This is a genomic window from Hydrogenophaga sp. 2FB (genome assembly GCF_005503365.1).
Lineage (GTDB): Bacteria > Pseudomonadota > Gammaproteobacteria > Burkholderiales > Burkholderiaceae_C > Hydrogenophaga.
The window spans coordinates 42,220-62,857 of sequence record NZ_SCML01000009.1 but is presented as its reverse complement, the minus strand read 5'-3'; the positions used below and the strand labels follow the sequence as shown (position 1 = coordinate 62,857).

At 66.1% G+C, this 20,638-nt stretch carries 16 protein-coding genes; 10 read left to right on the top strand and 6 right to left on the bottom strand.

What is annotated here, in order from left to right; genetic code table 11:
* The first annotated feature begins 5 nt into the window (after positions 1 to 5).
* Genes FFS09_RS07595 through FFS09_RS07560 form a run of 8 tightly spaced genes read left to right on the top strand, consistent with a single transcriptional unit; the run spans position 6 to position 10,266 of the window.
* A complete protein-coding gene (locus FFS09_RS07595; RefSeq protein ID WP_137918267.1) occupies positions 6 to 2,480 on the top strand; it encodes an O-antigen ligase family protein in 2,475 nt (824 codons plus the stop codon).
* Complete coding sequence (locus FFS09_RS07590; RefSeq protein WP_137918266.1) at positions 2,477 to 3,733, top strand: glycosyltransferase family 4 protein; 1,257 nt, start codon at positions 2,477 to 2,479, stop codon at positions 3,731 to 3,733. Before FFS09_RS07595 ends, FFS09_RS07590 begins: the two co-directional genes overlap by 4 nt.
* Positions 3,730 to 4,584, top strand: coding sequence for a dTDP-4-dehydrorhamnose reductase family protein (locus FFS09_RS07585; protein WP_137918265.1), 855 nt, complete (start codon positions 3,730 to 3,732; stop codon positions 4,582 to 4,584). The genes FFS09_RS07590 and FFS09_RS07585 overlap by 4 nt, the downstream gene beginning before the upstream one ends.
* Positions 4,585 to 4,594: 10 nt before the next feature.
* Positions 4,595 to 5,605, top strand: coding sequence for a polysaccharide biosynthesis protein (locus FFS09_RS07580; protein ID WP_137918264.1), 1,011 nt, complete (start codon positions 4,595 to 4,597; stop codon positions 5,603 to 5,605).
* Positions 5,598 to 6,725, top strand: coding sequence for a non-hydrolyzing UDP-N-acetylglucosamine 2-epimerase (gene wecB / locus FFS09_RS07575; protein WP_137918263.1), 1,128 nt, complete (start codon positions 5,598 to 5,600; stop codon positions 6,723 to 6,725). Before FFS09_RS07580 ends, wecB begins: the two co-directional genes overlap by 8 nt.
* Complete coding sequence (locus FFS09_RS07570) at positions 6,722 to 7,702, top strand: UDP-glucose 4-epimerase family protein (RefSeq protein WP_252374277.1); 981 nt, start codon at positions 6,722 to 6,724, stop codon at positions 7,700 to 7,702. The genes wecB and FFS09_RS07570 overlap by 4 nt, the downstream gene beginning before the upstream one ends.
* A complete protein-coding gene (locus FFS09_RS07565) occupies positions 7,699 to 8,259 on the top strand; it encodes a sugar transferase (protein WP_137918262.1) in 561 nt (186 codons plus the stop codon). The genes FFS09_RS07570 and FFS09_RS07565 overlap by 4 nt, the downstream gene beginning before the upstream one ends.
* Positions 8,260 to 8,271: 12 nt before the next feature.
* Complete coding sequence (locus FFS09_RS07560; RefSeq protein WP_137918261.1) at positions 8,272 to 10,266, top strand: polysaccharide biosynthesis protein; 1,995 nt, start codon at positions 8,272 to 8,274, stop codon at positions 10,264 to 10,266.
* 210 nt (positions 10,267 to 10,476) lie between these two features.
* Here the strand turns inward: FFS09_RS07560 and FFS09_RS07555 are convergent, their stop codons facing one another.
* Together FFS09_RS07555 and FFS09_RS07550 are read right to left on the bottom strand one after the other, a co-directional pair.
* The gene (locus tag FFS09_RS07555; RefSeq protein WP_137918260.1) at positions 10,477 to 11,730 is read right to left on the bottom strand and encodes a HAMP domain-containing sensor histidine kinase; all 1,254 of its coding nucleotides are present in this window, start codon (positions 11,728 to 11,730) and stop codon (positions 10,477 to 10,479) included.
* Positions 11,727 to 12,443, bottom strand: a complete 717-nt coding sequence (locus tag FFS09_RS07550; RefSeq protein WP_137918259.1) for a response regulator transcription factor — start codon at positions 12,441 to 12,443, stop codon at positions 11,727 to 11,729. Before FFS09_RS07550 ends, FFS09_RS07555 begins: the two co-directional genes overlap by 4 nt.
* Before the next feature lie 87 nt (positions 12,444 to 12,530).
* Here FFS09_RS07550 and FFS09_RS07545 point away from each other — a divergent pair, with 87 nt between their 5' ends.
* On the top strand, positions 12,531 to 14,081 hold the full coding sequence (locus FFS09_RS07545) for a class I adenylate-forming enzyme family protein (protein WP_137918258.1): 1,551 nt from the start codon (positions 12,531 to 12,533) through the stop codon (positions 14,079 to 14,081).
* Between the two features lie 3 nt (positions 14,082 to 14,084).
* Here the strand turns inward: FFS09_RS07545 and FFS09_RS07540 are convergent, their stop codons facing one another.
* Positions 14,085 to 15,476 (bottom strand): AmpG family muropeptide MFS transporter, encoded by a 1,392-nt coding sequence (locus FFS09_RS07540; protein WP_137918257.1) that lies wholly within the window; start codon positions 15,474 to 15,476, stop codon positions 14,085 to 14,087.
* Positions 15,477 to 15,548: 72 nt separating this feature from the next.
* Here FFS09_RS07540 and FFS09_RS07535 point away from each other — a divergent pair, with 72 nt between their 5' ends.
* Complete coding sequence (locus FFS09_RS07535) at positions 15,549 to 16,421, top strand: M48 family metallopeptidase (protein ID WP_137918256.1); 873 nt, start codon at positions 15,549 to 15,551, stop codon at positions 16,419 to 16,421.
* Here FFS09_RS07535 and FFS09_RS07530 read toward each other — a convergent pair.
* The 3 genes from FFS09_RS07530 to FFS09_RS07520 all read right to left on the bottom strand — a co-directional run bounded on the left by FFS09_RS07530 (position 16,418) and on the right by FFS09_RS07520 (position 20,587).
* Complete coding sequence (locus FFS09_RS07530; protein WP_137918255.1) at positions 16,418 to 17,059, bottom strand: MBL fold metallo-hydrolase; 642 nt, start codon at positions 17,057 to 17,059, stop codon at positions 16,418 to 16,420. The genes FFS09_RS07535 and FFS09_RS07530 overlap by 4 nt on opposite strands.
* A gap of 80 nt (positions 17,060 to 17,139) precedes the next feature.
* On the bottom strand, positions 17,140 to 17,862 hold the full coding sequence (locus FFS09_RS07525) for a response regulator (protein ID WP_252374276.1): 723 nt from the start codon (positions 17,860 to 17,862) through the stop codon (positions 17,140 to 17,142).
* A gap of 4 nt (positions 17,863 to 17,866) precedes the next feature.
* Positions 17,867 to 20,587: an ATP-binding protein gene (locus FFS09_RS07520; RefSeq protein ID WP_137918253.1), complete on the bottom strand. Its 2,721-nt coding sequence runs from the start codon at positions 20,585 to 20,587 to the stop codon at positions 17,867 to 17,869.
* Between the last annotated feature and the right edge of the window lie 51 nt (positions 20,588 to 20,638).

Here is a 20,638-nt window from a genome sequence, read left to right as displayed (position 1 = left end):
TCACGATGATGAAGCATATTGGCAAAGAATCTTCTGGTAGCGCGCCGCGGCGCGCGCTGCTCGTCTTTCCCCTCGCCGCCTTGCTGAACTCGTTTTCGATGACGGCACTGCTCCTGGTGTTCGGCGTTGTCGGGTACTCGGAGATCGCAGCCAACATCGGCCTCGTCCAAGGTGCCACGCTCGCGCTCTTCTATGCCTTTTCCGCCAACGGCCGCAACCTCATTCTTGCGGACCCCACTGGCTCGGCAGCCGCACGCCTGCTGCAAACCCGCCTGTGGCTGCTGTTGCCGCTCTCGGCGGCTGCGTATCTGCTCAGCGTGGGTGTTGGTGATGCAAGCGCTGCGCTGGCCCTGGTGCTGATCCTGCGACGGGCTTCGGAATGGCTGGGCGAGATCGGCCTTGCGCGGCACGAGCAGAAACAACAGCTCGCCATCCCGACCCAGGCCGTTGTGGCCGAAGGTGCTTCGTTTCTGCTCTGCCTGCTGCCGCTTGTTCTCGATTGGAGTCTTGCGCTCTGTGCACTGCCTTGGGCCCTCGCACCACTCCTCGCAACGCGCCAGGCGCAGCTTTCCCTCGACAAAGGTGAGGGGCACCTCTCGTTACAGGCCCTGCTGCCCCATTTTGGCTCCACAGCCATCATCGGCACCAGCGTGTATGTCTTTCGCATCTCCATCGTGTTGCTCGCGGGCAAGGTGGTGGCTGGAGACCTGTTCACGGCCTTTGCTATCGGCGGCCTGATCCCGACGATCTACGGGCAGGCGCTGGCGCCCACGCTGGCGCACCGTTTTGGCAGCAGAGGCCTGCCGAAATGGCTGCTGGTCATCCCACTCGGCATGTTGCTGATCGCCGCCGGTGTGAGTGCTCTGGCCGTGATGCAGCCCGCCTGGCTGGCCGGCCTGGGCCGCTCGCCTAACTTCTGGCTCGCCGTGGGGATTTCGATGGCAGGCGGCGCGCTCATGAGCGTGGCGGCCGCCCTGCGCACGCGTCTGATCCAGCAGACCGGAGGAGAAAACGTGTTCGGCCCCGATCTGTTGGCCAATGTGTTGATCGCCACCTGCGTGCCGTTCGTGTTCTACGTGCTGGGTCCGAAGGCACTGGCCGGCCTGTACGGTCTGAGCGGATGTCTCAGCCTGGCCTTCCTGTCGGGTGTGGGGTGGCAGCGCAAGGGTGCGTCCTCCACCCACTTGCAGCCGATGCTGATGGGCATCGGCTTCCTGTTGCTGATCCCGGTCTTCTTCCAGATCAAGGGCGGGCTGTTTCGCGACGCTGCCTATGTGTTCGATGCAGGCGGCAGCATTCTGAAGTTGCCACTACCGCTGTCGATTCTGGCCTTGTTCGCAGGGATCGCGCTGCTGGGCAACTACGCGGGTGCCGCGAGGACACTGGCGACGCTGTTCTTCACGGCGCTGCTTTTCGTGATGACCTCGCTCACGATCACGCAGGGCAACAACGCGTACGAAGGCGCCAAACTCATCCTGCTGGCGCAGTTTCTGCTGCCCATGTTTGGCCTGGTGCTGGGACAGATGTATGGCGCCTCGACCTCTGCGCCGCCGTTTGAACGCGCCGCGCTGTGGGTCCTGCTGCTGGTCCTGCCCGCCCAATTGCTCGCGACCTGGCTTCAGGGCTACACGCTGCTGTATCCCAAGGTGTTCTTCTTCAGCATCTACCAGCATTTGCAGTATGTGCCGATGATCATCGTGGCACTGCTGATGCTGGCGAGCCAGTCGCTGTGGAACCTCGGTTTGAAATACCGCGTCGCGTTGGGGATTCTGTTGCCGGTCGCCATGCTCTACATCGTGGCATCGCTGTCCTGGGGAGCACTGCTGGGTGCGTCGTTCTGCTTGGCAGGCTTCGCGGCAACCCACCTACGCAAAATTCGCATCAGCCGCCGAACCATGGCCACGCTCGGGCTGGCGGCGATTTGCGCGATTTCCTATGTGGTTCTTTCCGAGGCCGGCGTGTTGTCACGGTCGCTGAGCAATGCCGATGGACCACGCGACACCTTGCAATGGCGCAACAAACTGGCCCCCTACCTGGCACGGGCAGAGACCACCGCAACGGCGGGCGGCGAAACCCGCGCGACGCACTGGCGCTTCTATGCCAGCGGTGTCGTGGAGTCGCCCAGGGCCTTTTTCCTCGGGCATGCCACACCGCCCGATCGGGATCGGCACCCCAGCGCGCACAACTACTGGCTCGACGCCCTGTACAACTTCGGTGCGATCTCGATGTTGCCCTTGATCATCCTGATGTTCACCACGATCCAATGGGTGTGGCGACAGCGTCGAGACTTGCTGTCCAACCCGATGCTGCTCGGCACCACGATGGCCGCGCTGTACCTGCTGCTCTTTGAGAACATGCTCAAGGTAGGGATGCGTCAACCCTATCCAGGCATCATCACTTTCTTCATCTGGGGCCTACTGATTGCGCGCTTGCAGCCCAAGACGACGACCGATGAAAAAAATGCCACGACGATCGCATGAAGGTCTTGATCTTCACCCAATACTTCTGGCCTGAAACCTTCGGCATCAACGCACTGGCGAAGAAGCTGCGGGACCAGGGCATGGAGGTCACGGTCATGACGGGCAAACCCAATTACCCGGAAGGCAAGGTGTTTGCCGGCCATTCGGCATGGGGCACCGCCCGCGACGCCTACGACGGCATCGAGGTCCTGCGCCTGCCGCTCTCTCCGCGAGGCAAACAATCGTCGCTGCGCCTGCTGCTGAACTATCTGTCGTTCATCGTGGCAGGAACCGTCATCGGCCCCTGGATGTTGCGCCATCGATCGTTCGATGCCGTGTTCGTCTACGCCCCCTCTCCTCTGCTTCAGGCCTTGCCCGCCATCTGGCTCGCCCGACTCAAGCGCGCGCCCATGGCGCTCTGGGTACAGGATCTCTGGCCCGAGAGCCTCTCAGCCACCGGATTCATCAAAAACCAGCGCGTGCTCGGCCTCGTGGCCCATGTGGTCCGCTTCATCTACCGGCACACCGACCGGGTGCTGGTGCCCTCCGAGGCGTTCAGAGCACCCATTCTCGCGCTGACCAAGGGCGCGGCCGACATCCACTACTACCCGAACGCATGGGTCGAAGAGCCGGTCTCGGACACGCTGGCCGACGTAGACGCCCTGGCCAACAACATTGCCTCGGGCTTTTCGGTCGTGTTCGCCGGCAACCTCGGCGTCGCGCAATCCCTTGACACGATCCTGGACGCGGCCGAGCGGCTTCAGAATTCCGGATCACAGGCCCGGTTCTTCCTGATCGGCAGCGGCAGTCTCTCTTCGTGGCTGAACGACGAGATCCAGCGCCGCAACCTGCGCAACGTGGTGCTGCCCGGGCGGTTTCCGCCAGCTGCCATGCCTCGGCTGTACGAGGCAGCGTCGGCACTGCTGGTGTCGCTGCGCGACGAACCGATCTTCGCGTACACGATTCCGAGCAAGGTGCAAGGCTATCTGGCCGCCGGGCGGCCTGTCATTGCCTCCCTCAATGGCGAGGGCTCCCGGGTGGTCACTGAAGCCGGCGCGGGCATAGCGTGCGCCGCCGGTGATGCCCAGGCACTGGCCGAAGCGGTGCAGGTTCTGACACAAATGGACAGCGATTCACGCACCAAAATGGGCGAAAATGCCCGCCGGTATGCGCTTGCTCATTTCTCTCTGGACCGGTTGGCCAGTGATCTGGTGGGGCAGTTCGAAGAACTTTTGGCCACACACGCCATTCAAAAACAGGAGAAATCGCGGTGAGAGTTTTGGTATTGGGTGCCTCGGGCATGCTGGGCAACGCCATGTTGCGCACCCTGTCGCAATCGGATGCATACGAAGCGTGGGGAACCGCCCGCTCGGCCGGCGTGTTGAAACACTTTGACGCCGCCTTGGCGCAGCGCATCGTCACCGGCATCGATGTCGAGAACGTCGACGCACTGACCGCCTTGCTGGCCCAGGTGCGCCCTGAGGCGGTGATCAACTGCATCGGCCTCGTGAAACAACTGGCGCAGGCGGACGACCCGCTGTCCGCACTGCCTATCAACGCCCTGCTGCCCCATCGATTGGCCCGACTGTGTGGCTTGGTGGGCGCGCGCTTTGTGCACATCAGCACCGACTGCGTCTTCAATGGCCGAAAGGGCGACTACCGCGAGTCCGACCCGTCGGACGCGGAGGATTTGTATGGCCGCTCCAAGTACCTGGGCGAAGTGGCGTACCCGAATGCCGTCACACTGCGCACCTCCATCATTGGCCACGAACTGAGCAGCGCACACGGACTGGTGGGTTGGTTTCTCGCGCAACAAGGCACCGTCAAAGGCTATCGGAAGGCCATCTTCTCGGGCCTGCCCACGGCAGAACTCTCGCGCGTCGTGCGCGATGTCGTGCTGCCCCACCCTGAACTGTCTGGCCTCTACCACGTCGCGGCGCAGCCGATCGCCAAGTACGACCTCTTGCAACTGGTGCGCGACGCTTACGGCAAGACGATCGATATCGAGCCCGACGACCGCCTCACCATCGACCGTTCGTTGAACGCCGAGCGCTTCCGGGAGGCCACCGGCTATGTCGCCGCGCCCTGGCCCGAACTCGTCGCGCGGATGCGCGATTTTCACTGAAGGACATGAGATGTTTGCTGGCAAGACCCTGCTGATCACCGGAGGTACCGGCTCATTCGGCAACGCGGTGCTGAGTCGTTTTCTCGATACCGACGTGCGAGAGATCCGAATCTTCAGCCGCGACGAGAAGAAGCAGGAAGACATGCGCATCGCGCTGAACAACGAGAAGCTCAAGTTCCATATCGGTGACGTGCGCAATCTGGACAGCGTTGCCCAGGCGATGCATGGCGTCGACTATGTGTTTCACGCCGCGGCACTCAAGCAGGTCCCGTCCTGCGAGTTCTATCCCATGGAGGCGGTGCGCACCAATGTGCTGGGCACGGAAAACGTGATGAACGCGGCCATCTCCGCGGGTGTGAAACGCGTCGTGGTGCTGAGCACGGACAAAGCGGTCTACCCTGTCAATGCCATGGGAATCTCCAAGGCCATGATGGAGAAATTGATGGTGGCCAAGGCCCGCTCGCGCCTGGAAGGCGAGACCGTGCTGTGCGCCACCCGCTATGGCAACGTGATGGCATCACGCGGCTCGGTGATCCCTCTGTTCGTGGACCAGATGCGCGCGGGAAAACCCTTGACCGTGACAGATCCCAACATGACCCGCTTCCTGATGTCGCTGGAAGATTCGGTCGATCTCGTGCTGCATGCTTTCGAGCATGCCGTGCAAGGTGACATCTTCGTGCAGAAGGCACCCGCCTCGACCGTGGGCGATCTGGCCCAGGCGCTCATTGCGCTGTTCAAAAGCGAGAGCGCCGTGCGCGTGATCGGCACGCGGCACGGCGAGAAGCTGTACGAATCCCTGCTGTCGCGCGAAGAGATGGCGCGCGCCGATGACATGGGGCGCTACTACCGGGTGCCAGCCGACGACCGCGACCTCAACTACAACAAGTATTTCGTTGAAGGCGAAACGCGCGTATCGACGCTGGAAGACTACACCTCGCACAACACCGAACGCCTCGACATCGAACAGGTCCAGCAGCTGCTGCTCAAGCTCGACTTCATCCAGGACGCGCTCCATGCTTAAGGTGATGACCATCGTGGGCACACGGCCCGAGCTGATCAAGATGAGCCGCGTCATCGCCGAGTTCGATCGACACACGCAGCACGTGCTCGTGCATACCGGGCAAAACTACGACTACGAGCTCAACCAGGTGTTCTTTGATGACCTGGGGATCCGCAAGCCCGATCATTTTCTGGCGGCGGTGGGCGAGAACGCGGCGCAGACCATCGGCCAGGTGATCATCAAGTCCGACCAGGTGCTGGAGCAGGAAAACCCGGACGCGGTGCTGCTCTACGGCGACACCAACTCATGCCTGTCGGTGCTGTCGGCCAAGCGCCGCAAGATCCCGGTGTTTCACATGGAAGCCGGCAACCGGTGTTTCGACCAGCGCGTGCCCGAGGAGCTCAACCGCAAGGTGCTGGACCACCTCAGCGACATCAACATGGTGCTCTCAGAGCACGCCCGGCGCTACCTGATCGCCGAAGGCGTGCCGCCCGAGACCATCATCAAGACGGGCTCGCACATGCGTGAGGTACTGGACCACTACCGGCCGAAGATCGAAGCTTCCGACGTGCTGGACCGCCTGGGCCTGAGCAGCGGCCGCTACTTCCTGGTGAGCATGCACCGCGAGGAAAACGTCGATGTGCCCGAGAACCTGCGCAACCTGCTCGACAGCCTCAATGCCCTGGCCGATGCCTATGGCTTCCCGGTGATCGTCTCCACCCATCCCCGCACCGCCAAGCGGCTGGAAGACATCGACCACGGCGCACCCCATGCGCTGGTGAAGTTTGTCAAGCCTTTCGGTTTCCTGGACTACAACAAGCTGCAGATGGAAGCGGCGTGTGTGGTGTCCGACAGCGGCACCATCACCGAAGAATCCTCGCTGCTGAACCTGCCCGCCATCACCATCCGGAACGCACACGAACGCCCCGAAGGCATGGACGTGGGCACCTTGATCATGAGCGGCCTCGATCCCGAACACGTGCTGGACGCGGTCAAGGTGGTGATGGCCCAGCACCAGCGCGGCCCGTTGTCGGCGCGGCCTGTGCCGGACTACGAGGCCGTGAATGTGTCCCAGCAGGTGCTGCGGGTCGTCATGAGCTACACCGGCTACGTGAATCGAACCGTGTGGCGCAAACCGTGAACGCGGCAACGGCGAGCCTGGCTGGAGCAACCCTCATTACCGGTGCCAACGGCTACGTGGGCCGCGCGCTATGCGCGCGCGCGGCTGCACAAGGGCGCCCGGTACGCGCCTGTGTTCGGAGCGCCACGGATATGCCGGTCCACGGCTTGCCCACCGTGGCCGTGGGCGACATCCACGAGGCAACGGAGTGGAGCGCTGCACTCAACGGTTGCTCAACCGTGGTTCACCTTGCCGCGCGCGTCCATGTCATGAACGAACGCTCCAGCGACCCCTTGCGCGAGTTCCGCCGCACCAATGTGGACGGCACACTCCATCTTGCGCGGCAAGCCGCCCGTTCCGGCGTGCGTCGCTTCGTCTTCGTCAGCTCCATCAAGGTCAACGGTGAGGCGACGTCCGCGGGTCACCCCTTCACCGCCGCAGACGCGCCGGCAGCAGGGGACGCGTATGGCATCTCCAAAATGGAAGCCGAACAAGGCCTGCCAACGATCGCCCGCGACACCGGAATGGAAGTCGTCATCGTCCGCCCACCCCTGGTCTACGGCCCGGGCGTCAAGGCCAATTTCGCCAGTCTCATGCGCGCGGTGCAACGTGGCATCCCGCTTCCACTGGGCTCTGTCAGCAACAACCGGCGCAGCCTCGTGGCGCTGGACAACCTCGTTGACCTGCTCATCACGTGCATTCACCATCCCGCCGCAGCCGGTCAGACGTTTCTGGTGAGTGATGGCGAAGACCTCTCCACCACCGCATTGATTCGCCGCATCGGCCAGGCGATAGGCACGCCCGCGCGTCTGCTGCCCGTGCCACCGGCCTTGCTGGAGCTGGGCGCAGCGGTCGTTGGCAAACGCGACATGGCGCAGCGACTGCTCGGCAACCTCCAGGTCGACATCACCCACACGCGCACAACGCTGGGATGGGCCCCCCCCATCAGCGTCGACGAAGGTTTGCGCCGGGCCACCGCCGGTATGGTGGCGCGATGAAACGCCTCTTCGATCTGCTGCTGGCACTGTGTGCGGGGCTGGTGCTGCTTGTGCCGGTGGTGCTGGTGGCGCTGGCGGTGCGGTTCACCTCGCGAGGCCCGGCCCTGTACTGGAGCGACCGCGTGGGCCGCCACAACCGCATCTTCAAGATGCCCAAGTTCCGCAGCATGCGCGTGGACACGCCAGCCGTGGCCACCCACCTGCTCACCGAGCCCACCAGGTACCTCACCCCCATCGGACCGTTCCTGCGCAAAAGCAGCCTGGACGAACTGCCGCAGCTCTGGAGCATCCTCAAAGGCGACATGAGCTTCGTCGGCCCTCGCCCGGCCTTGTTCAACCAGGACGATCTGATCGCACTGCGCACGCAGCAGGGCGTGCACGAACTGGTGCCGGGGCTGACCGGCTGGGCGCAGGTGAATGGCCGTGACGAACTGCCCATTCCGCAAAAGGTGGCGCTGGATGCAGAATACCTGCGCCGCCGGAGCTTGGGCTTCGACCTGCGCATTCTCTGGATGACGTTCGTGAAAGTGCTGCGCCGTGACGGCGTGGCCCACTAGAAAAAAACCGCGATGAACAACAGGGACCTCAGGCAGAGCTTCGCCGCCGCCTCGCTGCTGCACATGCCACGTGTGGCCAAGCGTGCTCTCGCCGTTGGCGTGGATATTGCGCTGTGCTCGCTCACCGTCTGGCTGGCGCTCTGCCTTCGTCTGGAGCACTGGGTTCACCTGACACCGCCGCACATGCTGGCCATCATGGGTTCCGTGCTGATGGCACTGCCGCTGTTCATCCGCTTCGGCCTCTACCGTGCCATCTTCCGCTACGCGGGCTGGAACGCCATGGTCAGCCTGGCCCAGGCCATGGTGCTGTACGCGCTGTTCTACGCCACCCTGTTCACTGTGATCGGCGTCACGGGCGTTCCCCGCACCGTGGGGGTGATCCAGCCCCTGCTGCTGCTGGTTGCCGTCGGGTTCAGCCGCGTGGTGGTGCGTTACTGGCTGGGCGGTCTGTACCGCACCATGCTGCAGCGCGAGCACCTGCCCGGCATCCTGATCTACGGCGCTGGTCAGGCAGGCCGGCAGCTCGCGGCGGCGCTCTCGCGCGGCAGTGAACAGCGTTTGCTGGGCTTCCTCGACGAGGACGACCAGTTGCAGGGCAATAGCCTCGATGGGCGCACGGTGTACGACCCCTCCGAGCTGGCGGAGTTGATTCCCAACCTGGGGGTCACAGACGTGCTGCTTGCCCTGCCGTCGATCTCCCGCGAACGCCGCCTGGACATCCTCGACGCCCTGCGGCACTACCCGGTACGTGTGCGCACGCTGCCCACCATGTCGGACCTGGCGTCGGGCCGGGTTGCCTTGAGCGATGTGCAGGAACTCGACGTCGAAGACTTGCTGGGCCGCGACCCCGTCGTCCCCGACACCGCGCTGCTCACCCGCCTCAACCAGGGCAAGGTGGTGGCGGTCACCGGCGCCGGCGGCAGCATTGGCAGCGAACTCTGCCGGCAAATTGCCGCATGCCAGCCGTACACGCTGCTGCTGGTGGAGAACAGTGAGTTCGCGCTGTACCAGATTCACCGCGAACTCATCGCGCTGTTGGGCCAGGATACCGACCCGCTTGAAACCGAGGAAGACGACAACAAAGGCGCCTCGGTGCGGTTGATTCCCCTGCTGGCCTCGGTGCAGGACGAAGCGCGCATCACACAGATCATGCAGGCCTGGCAACCCGAAACGGTCTACCACGCAGCGGCCTACAAGCACGTGCCGCTGGTGGAACACAACCCCGTGCAAGGCCTGCGCAACAACGTCTGGGGCACCTGGGTGTGCGCCCGCGCCGCGCAAGCCGCCGGCGTTTCCCACTTCGTGCTGATCAGCACCGACAAGGCCGTGCGCCCGACCAACGTGATGGGTGCCAGCAAGCGTCTGGCCGAGATGGTGCTGCAGGCGCTGGCAGCCGAACCCGGCGGCACCACGAACTTCGCCATGGTGCGCTTTGGCAACGTGCTGGGCTCCAGCGGCTCGGTCGTGCCGCTGTTTCGCGAGCAGATCCAGAACGGCGGGCCGATCACGCTGACGCACCCGGACATCACACGCTACTTCATGACCATTCCCGAAGCCGCGCAACTGGTGATTCAGGCCGGGGCGATGGCGCATGGGGGCGATGTGTTCGTGCTCGACATGGGCGAACCGGTGCGCATCATCGACCTCGCACAGCGCATGGTGGAGCTGTCAGGTCTGCAAGTGAAGACCGCGCAGAACCCCACGGGCGACATCGAAATCCAGATCACCGGACTGCGGCCCGGTGAGAAGCTGTATGAGGAACTGCTGATCGGCGACAACCCCCAGCCGACGCAGCACAAGCGCATCATGAAAGCACTGGAAGACAGCCTGCCCTGGGCGGAATTGCAAGCCCTTCTGGCGTCGCTGGAAGAGGCCATGGCGCGCAACGACGTGACAACCGTGCGCAACTTGCTCCAGGTGTGTGTGCAGGGTTATCAACCCACCGGCGACGTGGTGGACTTCGTGCACTCATTGCCCAACAGCCGCCCGGCCCCCCTGCGCGCCTGAGCAAAAAAAAGCCACCGACATGCGGTGGCTGGAAATGTCCTTGAGGACGTCGTTGGAGAACAGCTTCAAATGCCGGTCCTGATGTGCTCGCCGCCGAATCTTGGGACCCGGCGTTGTGACAGCAACGGTTGATATTGTGCGCCGCATCATGCGTTTCGACCATCCCCCATTTGGGGGATGACGCGTGTGTTTCCGGTCGAAAAATACAGCTCACACCGGCAACCGAACGACAAAGCGCGCGCCACCACCCGGCCGGTCTTCGCAGTGCACCGTGCCGCCGTGGCGCTCGACGATCGTTTTCACCAGCGATAAGCCCAGCCCCACGCCACCTTCGCGCTCGCTGGCGCCCGGCAGGCGGTAGAACGGTTCGAAGATGCGCTCGCGCTGGTCGGGCGGTACACCCGCCCCATGGTCCTCCACCCATAGCGTCACGCTTGAGCCGCCGCCTCGGCCCGTGGCGGTGGTGGGCACCAGGATGGTCAGGCGCACCTGTGCGTCACCGCCCACCGCGCTTGCGGACCCGCCGTAGCGGCGGGCGTTTTCCAGCAGGTTGCGCAGCACCCGGCGCAACAGGCGCGCCTGCCCTTGCACCAGCACGGGGGCCGCGCCCGGCGCGATGTCCAGGTCCGCGCCGGTGCGCGCGCATTCCTCCGCCGCCAGGCCCACCAGGTCGACCTCTTCGGTCGGCCCGAGCGCGGAGGCATCGCGCGCGTCGCGCAGGTCCAGCCGGCTGGCCAGCAGGATCTCGTCGATGAGCTGGTCCAGTTCGTCGATGCTGCGGGCAATCTCGGCACGCTGCGCGGCACTGGCGCCGTCCTTGCCGAGCAGCTCCAGGCCCATGCGGATGCGCGTCAGCGGCGAGCGCAGTTCGTGTGAGGCATTGGCGAGCAAGGCCTTGTGCGACTGCACCAGGGTCTGCACGCGCTCGGCGGCGGCGTTGAAGCGGGTGGCGAGAAACGCCACCTCGTCCTGCCCTCCCATCGGCAGGCGGGTCGACAGGTCGCCATCGCCCCAGCGCTCCACGCCCTTCTGCAAGGTCTCCAGTCGTTTGGTCAGGCGCCGCACGATGGGGTACGCGCCCAGGGCCACCGCGAAGGCCACCAGCCCCAGCAGCCAGGCGAAGCCGGTCGGGGTCTGGAACCATTCGGGCGTGCGGCGACCCGGTCCGCTGGAGGGACGGCTTCGGGGCAGCAGCACGTACAAGGTCTGCCCGTCTTTCATCAGCACCTCGAACTCCCAGCCCTCGCCCGGGATGCTCACCGCGCGCGCGGGCGCTTCGCCGAGGATGTCGCGCGCGCCATCGCGCACGATGATCGTGCGGGTGACGCGCGCCTCGCGCTCGGCGCGGTCTTCGTCCAGCGCCTGTTGCCACAGCCAGCCCACCACGAGCGTGAGCACGGTCACGGCCGCCACCACGGCGAGCCAGATGCGCACGTACAAGCGGGAACCGAAGAGACTGCTCATTCCTGTTGCTTGGCAAACACGTAGCCCACGCCGCGCACCGTGAGGATGCGTTTTGGATCCTTGCTGTCGGCTTCGATGGCGTTGCGGATGCGGCCGATGTGCACGTCGATCGAACGGTCGAAGGCTTCGAGCTCACGCCCGCGCACGGCTTCCATGATCTGGTCGCGCGTGAGCACACGCCCGGCGCGCTCGGCCATCGCCACCAGCAAATCGAACTGGTAGGAGGTGAGCTCACACGCTTGACCCGCCACTTGCACGGTGCGCGCGTCGCGGTCGATGTCGAGCGAGCCAAAGCGCAACACCGGCGTGGAGCGCGCCACGCTGGCGCTGCCGGTCTCGCCGCGCCGGCGCAGCACCGCGCGCACACGTGCGAGCAATTCGCGCGGCTCGAAGGGCTTGGGCAGGTAGTCGTCCGCGCCGAGTTCGAGGCCGATGATGCGGTCCATCGGATCGCCCTTGGCGGTGAGCATGAGCACCGGCACGCGCGCGGCATCGCCGGGCAACGAGCGGATGCGCCGGCACACCTCGAGGCCGTCCATGCCCGGCATCATCAGGTCCAGGATCACCAGCTCGGGCTGGATCAGCTGCAGTTGCGCCAGCCCCTGTTCACCGTCGCTGGCGTGGGTCACCTCGAAGCCGGACTGGCCGAGGTACTCCATCACCATCTGCGCCAGGCGGCTGTCGTCTTCAATCATCAGCAGGGGAGAGGTCATGGTTTTCAGTGTAGCGGCGTGCGCCGGTGAGGGCCATCGTGTCAGCGGCGTGTGAATCGGCCTTGCGGCTCGCGTAAAGTCATGTAAATGTCCGCGCCCTGGCCACCCTCGCCCCCTGCGCTGCCGGCGTCTTCGTTGACCGCGCTGCTGCACCGGCTGGCGCGTGAGCGAGGGGCCGCCACGGCCTTGCGCTGGCACGACCCGGCGGGTGGCGTGTCGAACGCACGCTGGGCCCACCTCACCTTCGCCGACCTCGCGCAACACGCCGACGCGATTGCACACGGGCTCGCGCACCGCCACGGGCTTCGTGCCGGCGACCGGGTGGCCTGGCTGGGGCTGAACCACCCGGCGCAGATCGCGCTGCTGTTTGCGCTCGCGCGCCTGGGTGCGCTGCTCGTGCCGCTGAACCACCGCCTCTCACCCGCCGAATGGGCCACGGTGCTGCAAGACGCTCGACCCACGCTGCTGGTGCACGACGACGCCTTGTCCCACGCGGCCCCGGCCTTGGCGGCACAGACGCACACGGCCGTGATGTCGGTGCACGGGCTGCCACTCGACGGCGCAACCTCCACCGCTGCCGTGGGAACGGCCGACCACCCCGCCCTGCTGGTCTACACCTCGGGCACCACGGGCGCGCCCAAAGGGGCGCTGCACACGCAGGGCAACCTGCTGGTCAACATGACCATCGCGGCGCAGGTGCAGGGCATGACCGCAGACGACACCGTGCTCACCGTGCTGCCACTCTTTCACGTGGGCGGCCTGTGCATCCAGACCCTGCCCGCGCTCGGCGTGGGCGCGCAGGTGCTGCTGCACGCACGCTTCGACGCGGCCGCCACCTTGTACGCCCTGGCCAACGAACGCCCCACGCTCACGCTGCAGGTGCCCGCCACCTTGCAGGCGCTGACCACGCACGCCGATTGGCTCGGCGTCGACCTCTCCTGCCTACGCGCCATCTGGGCCGGCTCCAGCCTGCTGCCCGCGCCGCTGATCGCAGCCTGCCACGCGCGCGGCGTGCCGGTGTGCAACGTGTATGGCAGCACGGAAACCGGTCCCTTCTCCATCGCGCTGCCGCCCACGCACGCGGCAAGCCACCTGGGCTCGTGCGGTTGGCCTGCGCCCGGCGTCGATGTGAGCTTGCGCGACATGCACGCACAGCCTGTGGCCGAGGGTGCCGTCGGCGAGGTCTGGGTGCGCGCGCCCAACGTGGTGCAGCGGTACTGGCCCGCGCTGCCGGCCTGCGATGCCGAGGGCTTCTTTCACACCGGCGACCTGGCACAACAGGCTGCCGATGGCAGCTTCACCGTGGTCGGCCGCGCCAAGGACATGCTGATCTCCGGCGGCGAAAACATCTACCCGGCCGAGATCGAGAACCTGCTCGCGCAGCACCCCTGGGTGTCTGAATGCGCCGTCATCGGCCAGGCCGATCCGCGCTGGGGCGAGGTGGTGGTGGCGGTGGTCGTGTTGCGCGCCGCCGCAGACGAACACTGGGCCGCGGCGTTGCAAACATTTCTGGACGGCCGGCTGGCGCGCTACAAGTGGCCGCGCCACTGGCACCGGTTGGACGCGCTGCCCAAGACCGCGCTGGGCAAGGTGCAGAAGTCCACGCTCAAGTCGTTGCTGAGCACGCCCGGCGCGTGAACCTCAGGTCTTGGTGTCGACGGGGGCCCAGCGCGTGGCCAACCAGATCAGCAGCAACACCGGCACGCCCAGGCAGGCGGTGGCGATGAAGAAGGTGGGGTAGTCGTAGGCATCGACAAACGCGCCCGAGTACCCCGCGAGCCACTTGGGCGCGAGCAGCATCATCGAACTGAACAGCGCGTACTGCGTGGCCGAGTACTTCACGTTGGTGAGTCCCGAAAGGTAGGCGATGAACGCGGCCGAGGCCACGCCCGCGCTCAGGTTGTCGGCCGAGATCACCATCACCAGCGCGCGCACGTCGTGCCCGTGGCCGGCCAACCAGGCGAACAGCAGGTTGCTCACGGCGGAGAGCACCGCGCCGAGCATGAGCACGCGCATCACGCCCAACCGCAGCGAAAGCGCACCGCCGATGAAGGCGCCCACCAGCGTCATGATCACGCCGAACACTTTCGTGACCGCGGCCACCTCGTCCTTGGTGTAGCCCATGTCGACATAGAACGGGTTGGCCATGATGCCCATCACCACGTCGCTGATGCGGTACACGCCGATGAGCGCCAGGATCAGCAGTGCCTGCTTGCCATAGCGCTGGAGGAAATCGGCAAACGGTTCAACCAGCGCGCCGCGCAACCACTCGGCAGCGTTCCTCGCGGGCGGCAAGGCCACGCGCGCGGGCTCGCGGGAGAACAACACCGTCAACACGCCCACCAGCATGCTGGCCGCCATGACCAGGTACGCCGTCGTCCACGCCGCCTGCTGGTACAGCGCGCCGGGCAGGGCAGCGCCCGCGCCCGACACGGCGGGTGCCACCTCGGCGCGCGCCGCGATCCACAGCACGCCCGCGCCAGCCCAGATCATGGCCAGGCGGTATCCGGTCTGGTAGGTCGCGGCCAGCGCGCCCTGGTGCCGCACATCGGCCGACTCGATGCGAAAGGCATCGAGCGCGATGTCCTGCGTGGCCGAGGCGAACGCCACCGCCAGCGCGCACCACACCACCACGTTGAGCCCACTGCGCGGATCGGCCAGCGCCATGCCCACCAGCGACGCCATGATGCAGAACTGCGACAGCAGCAGCCAGCTGCGCCGCCGGCCCATCCAGCGCGTGAGCAACGGGATCGGCAAGCGGTCCACCAAGGGCGCCCAACACCACTTGAAACCGTAGGCCAGGCCGACCCAGCTCAGGTAGCCAATGGTGGTGCGGTCCAGGCCGGCTTCGCGCAAGCGAAAGCTCAGCGTGCCCAACACGAGCAACAGCGGCAGGCCGGCCGAAAAACCGAGCGCGAACATGCGCAGGCTGGCCGGCTCCAGGTAGACACGCAGCGTCTCGCCCCAGGTGGGCCGTGCCGGCGGTTCGGACACGGTGGGGGCGGTGTCCGGCAAGGGCTGGGCTGGTGGCATGGGTGAATAAAAATTGAGAGGCCGCCGGGAAACGGGTAGGCACAAACACCCGGCTTTGTCTATTATTCACGCATGTGCTTCCTCTGCGACCTGAAGTCTTCTTCCTCCCCTCTCCCCACCACCCAGCCTGAACACGTGTGGTCGGCGCGGCGCGGCTTCCTGCTTGCGGGCACCGCCGCGGCGGCCAGCGCCGCGTTGCCGGCTGTGGCCCAGGTGAACGTGGGCGAAGGTTCCACCTTGCGCAACCTGGTGCCCGCCGAGGAACTCGAGAATGCGGCGGGCAAGCAGTACGGGGAAATGATGGCCGAGGCCCAGGCCAAGAAGGCTCTCATGCCGACCAGCCATCCGCAAGTGCAACGGCTGCACGCCATCGCGAAACGCATCATCCCCCACTCGACGCAGTGGAACGCCCGCGCCAAGGACTGGAAGTGGGAAGTCAACCTGATCCAGAGCGACCAGATCAACGCCTTCTGCATGCCCGGCGGCAAGATCGCCTTCTACACCGGCATTCTTGAGAAGCTCAGCCTGACCGACGACGAGACGGCGATGATCATGGGCCACGAAATGGCCCATGCCTTGCGCGAACACGCGCGCTCGCGCGTGGCCAAGAGCAACGCCACCGGCATCGGCCTGTCCGTCGTGGCGCAACTGCTCGGCCTCGGACAGTTGGGTGATGTAGCGGCCAACCTGGGCACGCAGTTGCTCACGCTCAAGTTCAGCCGCGAAGACGAGACCGAGGCCGACCTTGTGGGCCTGGAACTCGCGGCCCGCTCCGCCTTTCAGCCACGCGCTGCCGTGAGCCTGTGGCAGAAGATGACCGCCAACGGCGGCGGTCAGGGTGTCGGTTTTCTCTCCACCCACCCCAGCGGCCCGAACCGCATCCGTGAGCTGGAAGCGAACGTGCCGAAGGTGCAGGGCCTGTACGAGCAGGCGCGCAGAAGTTAAACCCGCTCGCGCACGTACGGATTGCTGCGCCGCTCTTCCCCGAAGCTGCTCTCCGGTCCGTGACCGGGAATGAACACCGTGCCGTCACCCATGGGCCAGAGGCGCTCGCGGATGCTGTCGAGCAGTTGCTGGTGGTTGCCTTGCGGAAAGTCGGTGCGCCCGATGCTGCCGGCGAAGAGCACGTCGCCCACGAACGCGCGTTGTGCCTCGGGCGAGTGAAACACCACGTGCCCCGGCGTGTGGCCCGGGCAGTGCCGCACGTTGAGCGTGCAGCGCCCAATCTGCACCGTGTCGCCATCGGCCAGCCAGCGCGTGGGCGTGAAGACCTCGGCCGGTGGAAAACCGAACATTGCGCCCTGCTGCGGCAAACCGCTGATCCAGAACTGGTCACCCGGGTGCGGGCCGATGATGGGCAGGTCCAGCTGGCGCGCGAGTTCGGCCGTGCCGCCCGCATGGTCGATGTGCGCGTGGGTCTGCCAGATGGCTTTGAGGTGGATGCCCAGGCGCTGCACTTCCGACAGCAGCAACGGCAGATCGCCGCCGGGATCGATCACGGTGGCATCCAGGGTCTCGTCGCACCAGACCAATGAGCAGTTCTGGGCAAAGGCGGTGACGGGGACGGTGTGGTAGCGCAGCATGGGTGGGGATATTGGTGGTCGGCAAAGAGTCGAATTTGACAACAAAGAAGAAACCCGGCGGCCAGACAGGCCCATGGCCATCATCCCGCCAGCGGTTCCTTGCCGACGAATCGCAGGCCCACCCCCGGCTCCGTCGCGATGTAGCGCGGTGCCGAAGCATCGTCGCCGATCTTGTGCCGCAGCTTGCCGACCAGGATGCGCAGGTAGTGCGCGTCCTCTTCGTGGCTGGGCCCCCACATCTCGCGCAGAAGCTGCGGCTGCGTGACCAGCCGGCCGGGTTGCTCGATCAGGAACGCCAGCAATGCAAATTCCTTGCGCGTCAGCGTGACCACCGCGCCCTGAACCCGCACCTCGCGCTGCGCGAGATCGACGTGCAGGTGGCCATCGTCGTAAACCGGCCCGGACCCGCTGCGCAGGCCCGCCACGCGCAGGAAGGCGCGTATGCGCGCCATGAGTTCCTCGATGCCGAACGGCTTGGTCACATAGTCGTTGGCGCCCGCGTCGAGCAACGCGACCTTCTGGTCTTCACCCGAGCGCACGGTGAGCACGATGACGGGCACGCGCGACCACTGCCGCAGTTCCCGCAGAACGTCCTGGCCATCGCGGTCGGGAAGTCCCAAATCAAGGACCACGATGTCCGCGCCCTTTCCCGCCAGCATGCTCAAGCCCTCCTGGCCGGTTTTCGCCAGCAAGGTGAGGTAGCCCTGCGACCGCAGGCTGATGTCGATCAGCTTGCGGATCTGGGGTTCGTCGTCGATGATCAGGACCCGCGCGGGCGGCGCCGATTCGGCGGATGAACTCACGTTGTCATACCCCTTCGTTGGACTGCTCGCCATGCGGCAAGGTCAGCCGGATGGCGGTGCCGCGTCCTTGCGGCCCCGGCAGGGCCTCGACCTTGCCCATGTGGGCACCCACGATGCCTTGCACGATCGTCAGACCGAGTCCGGTGCCGTGCCGGCCGCGGTCACCGCGCTCCACGCTGTAGAACATGTCGAAGATCCTGCGCCGTTCCTCCTCCGGAATGCCCGGCCCCAGGTCCGAGATGTCGATCTGGACGGTGTGGCCGCCAGCGGGCCTGGCCTGCACCCGGATGGGCTCGTCCGGTGGCGAGAACTTGGCGGCATTCTCCATGACGTTGAAAAGGGCCTGCTCGATCAGCGCGGGGTGGACGTGGATCGGACCGATCGCGCGGTCGATGTCGGTTTCCACCTTCACCGTCGGCTCGTAGCGCTGCAGACGCCGCGCGGCGGAGCCCACCAGCTCGTCCACGCCAATCCAGTCGCGCGTCAAGGTCAGGCCCTGCTGGCCCAGCCGCGTCATGTCCAGCAGGTTCTGGATGTACCGGTCCAGTCGCTCGCCTTCGACGCGGATGGTTTGCAGCAGATCGCTGCGGTCGTCGGCGCCCATGTCCTTGCCGTAACGCGCCAGGCTGTCGGCCGCGCCGATCATGGAGGACAAAGGCGAACGCAGGTCGTGCGAGACCGAGGAGAGCAAGGCCGAACGAAGGCGCTCCGTCTCGCCCGCCACCTTGGCCACTTCCAGTTCCGACACGAGCCGCGCGCGCAGCGCCGCCTGGCCGATGTCGTCCGTCATGCTTTCGGCCAGGCGCCGCTGCTCGAACGACAGCCGCCCCATGGCCGACGGAAAGCGCAAGCCCACCACGCCGAGCGTGTCCTGCTCGGACAGGATGGGCAGAAACCACCACGTGGAATGGCCGAGCGTGTCGGTGTACCGGCCGCTGGGCTGTCCGTGCCGCTGCGTCCAGTCGGCCGCGACCAGGTCCTTCTCGGTAAGCTCGCCCGCCACCGCCGACGGGCCGGACTCGCCGTTGATGCGCACCCAGGCCTGGGCGTTCAGGCTCGATTGCAGGACGGCGGCACTGGCGCCGATCACCTGGCCGAGATCGGCCGCCTTGGACAGCTGACGCGCCAGGTGCTGCATGGCAGTCGTGTGCGTGTTCGCGGTGCGCAGCGAGATGACCTGCATGCGCAGGCGCGAGGCCAGGCGGCCGGCGATCAGGGCAGCGGCCATGAACAGCATGACGGTGGCAACACCCCGTGGCGCGCCGATGAGGAAGGTGAGCCTCGGATCGATGAAAAAGAAGTTGTAGGCCAGGAAACACAGCACCGCGGTGATGACCGCGGCCGCCATGCGCGTGCGCGAGGCCACCAGCAGCACGGCGACCAGGAACACCGTGGAGAGGTCTTCCAGCCCCAGGAAGCGCTCGGCGACGGCCGCGGCGGCAATGGCCCCGACCGTGGCCAGCGCGATCAGGACGGGTTCGCCCTTGGCCAGCCGCTCGCCCGCCAGGTCCTGGAAGCGGCGGGCGCGTTGCCGCGCCTGCGGCGTGCTGACAATGGTCAGTTCGTAGCGCGCGCCGCGGAGCAGAAGTTGCTGGGTCAGCGTGCGGTTGAACATGCGCGCGATGGGTCGCTCGCGCGTGCGGCCGATCACGATCGAACGCGCGCCGCGCGCGGCTGCCGCGTCCAGCAGGGCTTGCGGGATGTCCGTGTTGTAGAGGATCTCGGTGTCCCCGCCCAGGTTGCGCGCGAGCGCAAAAGCCTTGTCCAGCTCCATCTGCCGCTGCTGCTCGGTGTGCGCCAGGGAGTGCCGCTGGGCGGCGGCGCGCTCCAGGTCCTCCGCATGCAGCGCGGCGTCGGCGGAATGGCCCGTGTCCACGGCCACCACGGACCAGGGCGCCCCCCGGCGCTCGGCGATGCGCGCACCCGCCCGCACCAGGTATTCCGACTGGCCCTTGCCGTCGATGGCGATGAGCACGTGGCGCTGGATCGCAATGTCCCCCAGCCCCCGCGCCGTGCGTTTCTCGCGCAGGTCGGCGTCGACGTGTTGCGCCACGGTCTGCATCGCCAGCTCGCGCAACGCCGTGAGGTTGGAGGGGGAGAAGAAGGCCTGCAGCGCTTGCGCCGCCTGCTCGGGCAGGTACACCTTGCCCTGGTTGAGGCGCTCGATCAGCTCGCGCGCGGGCAGGTCGACCAGGCGGATGTCCCGCAGCCGTTCGAACACCGCGTCGGGCACGGTCTCGCTGACGCGAATGCCCGTGATCTGGTGCACCACGTCGTTGAGGCTCTCCAGATGCTGGATGTTGACGGTGGTGTAGACGTCGATGCCGGCGTCGAGCAGTTCCTCGACATCCTGCCAGCGCCGCTCGTGCCGGCTGGCGGGCACGTTGCGGTGCGCCAGCTCGTCCACCAGGGCAATGGCGGGCTTGCGGGCCAACAGGCCGTCCAGGTCCATCTCGTCCAGCGTGCGCCCCTGGTAGTCGATCTTGCGCCGCGGCAGCTGCGGCAGGCCCTCCACCAGCGCCTGGGTTTCGCTGCGGCCATGCGTCTCGATGATGCCGATCACCACGTCAACCCCTTGGCGGTGCAGCTCGCGCGCGCGCGCCAGCATGGCGTAGGTCTTGCCCACGCCAGGGGCGGCGCCCAGAAAGACGGTGAGCCTGCCCGCGGCCTGCCGCCGCAACTCACCGATCAGGGCGTCGGCCTGTTCCGTGTTGTCAGAACCCATGTCATCGGTCTTTCTGGTGGAAACGAACCGTATTGTGGTGGCCGGCGCCGC

Coding starts and splice junctions, on each gene's coding strand:
- FFS09_RS07530 (WP_137918255.1), bottom strand. CDS start 17,059: ATGCTGCGCTACCACACCGTCCCCGTCACCGCCTTTGCCCAGAACTGC.
- FFS09_RS07555 (WP_137918260.1), bottom strand. CDS start 11,730: ATGAGCAGTCTCTTCGGTTCCCGCTTGTACGTGCGCATCTGGCTCGCC.
- FFS09_RS07520 (WP_137918253.1), bottom strand. CDS start 20,587: ATGGGTTCTGACAACACGGAACAGGCCGACGCCCTGATCGGTGAGTTG.
- FFS09_RS07545 (WP_137918258.1), top strand. CDS start 12,531: ATGTCCGCGCCCTGGCCACCCTCGCCCCCTGCGCTGCCGGCGTCTTCG.
- FFS09_RS07580 (WP_137918264.1), top strand. CDS start 4,595: ATGTTTGCTGGCAAGACCCTGCTGATCACCGGAGGTACCGGCTCATTC.
- FFS09_RS07565 (WP_137918262.1), top strand. CDS start 7,699: ATGAAACGCCTCTTCGATCTGCTGCTGGCACTGTGTGCGGGGCTGGTG.
- FFS09_RS07550 (WP_137918259.1), bottom strand. CDS start 12,443: ATGACCTCTCCCCTGCTGATGATTGAAGACGACAGCCGCCTGGCGCAG.
- FFS09_RS07535 (WP_137918256.1), top strand. CDS start 15,549: ATGTGCTTCCTCTGCGACCTGAAGTCTTCTTCCTCCCCTCTCCCCACC.
- wecB (WP_137918263.1), top strand. CDS start 5,598: ATGCTTAAGGTGATGACCATCGTGGGCACACGGCCCGAGCTGATCAAG.
- FFS09_RS07590 (WP_137918266.1), top strand. CDS start 2,477: ATGAAGGTCTTGATCTTCACCCAATACTTCTGGCCTGAAACCTTCGGC.
- FFS09_RS07540 (WP_137918257.1), bottom strand. CDS start 15,476: ATGCCACCAGCCCAGCCCTTGCCGGACACCGCCCCCACCGTGTCCGAA.
- FFS09_RS07560 (WP_137918261.1), top strand. CDS start 8,272: ATGAACAACAGGGACCTCAGGCAGAGCTTCGCCGCCGCCTCGCTGCTG.
- FFS09_RS07595 (WP_137918267.1), top strand. CDS start 6: ATGATGAAGCATATTGGCAAAGAATCTTCTGGTAGCGCGCCGCGGCGC.